We start from the raw sequence: 1,072 nt of genomic DNA, 5'->3' as shown, positions 1-1,072 counted from the left end.
GTTGCAAGCTTCAAACCAAGAGATAAATCAAAATAAGTCATTGTTTTATTTAACTTATATTTAACAATAATGCAGCTATGTTTGTCTTTGTCGCATCAAACACGACAAATTGTCAGCTAGACGACAAAGCACTATGAAAACGGATTGTCAGCAATACGACAAAACAAAGGCAGCGTTATAAGCTGCCTAGTGAGATTGAGTTTTGCTGTAACCAACGAAAGCGAAATGATTACGCTGGCATGGGCGCTGGTTTAAAGCTGTGACAATTCTTAGCACAGACCTTGGCGCACGCCTCACAACCAATGCAATCTGATGAGTCCTTGATGATCATCGACATCATCACTTCATCGCCATATAGATCGTCATCATCCGCTTCATCGTTTTCAACCAAGTCAAAAACATCGCGTGAGCAGACCTTATAGCAACGTCCACAGCCTATGCAGCTGTCACTATCCAGCGCTTCGATAAACTGCGGCTCCCACTTGTTGCCCGCTTTGGTATATCCGACAATATTTGTCATGGTATTCTCCTTATTACCATTCTTCGTCCATTAGATTTTGTAGGCGGTTTTGCTGCTTACCTTCGCCTGACTGAGAACGTTTTAATGCCCGAGCCAACCATCCCGCGGGCTGAGTTCTAAGTTCAATCTGCAGTTTTTGCAGCAGCAAATGTATGTCATAACCTGGCTCAACTCTGACAGGGTTAATATCTTCTCCAAGCAACTGACGAATCGCGGAGGCACCGCAAGCGATACAGTAAACCGCAGCACAGCCCTTTAAGTCGTTGATGCGGTTGGGCAGCCTTTGGTGAGTTTGACCATCCGATTCCGAGTATTCGATAGCTTCTAACAAGTGCCACTCCTGCTTGGCGACACCATAAATCAGCATCCCCTCGGCGCTACCGAAATGCTGGTCAACCAAGTGTCGGTCTGAGGTAGCAAACGCCACTTTGATCGCCAACTCATAACCGTCAGATGGAGGTTCAACATGCAGTTTTCGCTTTCGCTCTATCATTTTGCCCCCTTTTGCACCACTTCACTGGCATCAAATCGATACTGGCTAACATGGGGCAG

2 protein-coding genes are annotated in these 1,072 nt (G+C 46.0%); both read right to left on the bottom strand.

What is annotated here, in order from left to right:
- Positions 1-229: 229 nt before the first annotated feature.
- Positions 230-520, bottom strand: coding sequence for a ferredoxin III, nif-specific (fdxB, locus tag QTO00_RS20120; RefSeq protein ID WP_331426327.1), 291 nt, complete (start codon positions 518-520; stop codon positions 230-232).
- Positions 521-533: 13 nt separating this feature from the next.
- On the bottom strand, positions 534-1,013 hold the full coding sequence (locus QTO00_RS20115) for a NifB/NifX family molybdenum-iron cluster-binding protein (RefSeq protein ID WP_331426326.1): 480 nt from the start codon (positions 1,011-1,013) through the stop codon (positions 534-536).
- Positions 1,014-1,072 lie beyond the last annotated feature (59 nt).

Origin of the sequence: Vibrio sp. M260118, from assembly GCF_036533755.1 — a bacterium.
In the GTDB taxonomy this organism is placed as follows: Bacteria; Pseudomonadota; Gammaproteobacteria; order Enterobacterales; family Vibrionaceae; genus Vibrio.
The sequence above is the reverse complement of the archived record's forward strand: the minus strand, read 5'-3'. Positions and strand labels throughout refer to the sequence as shown.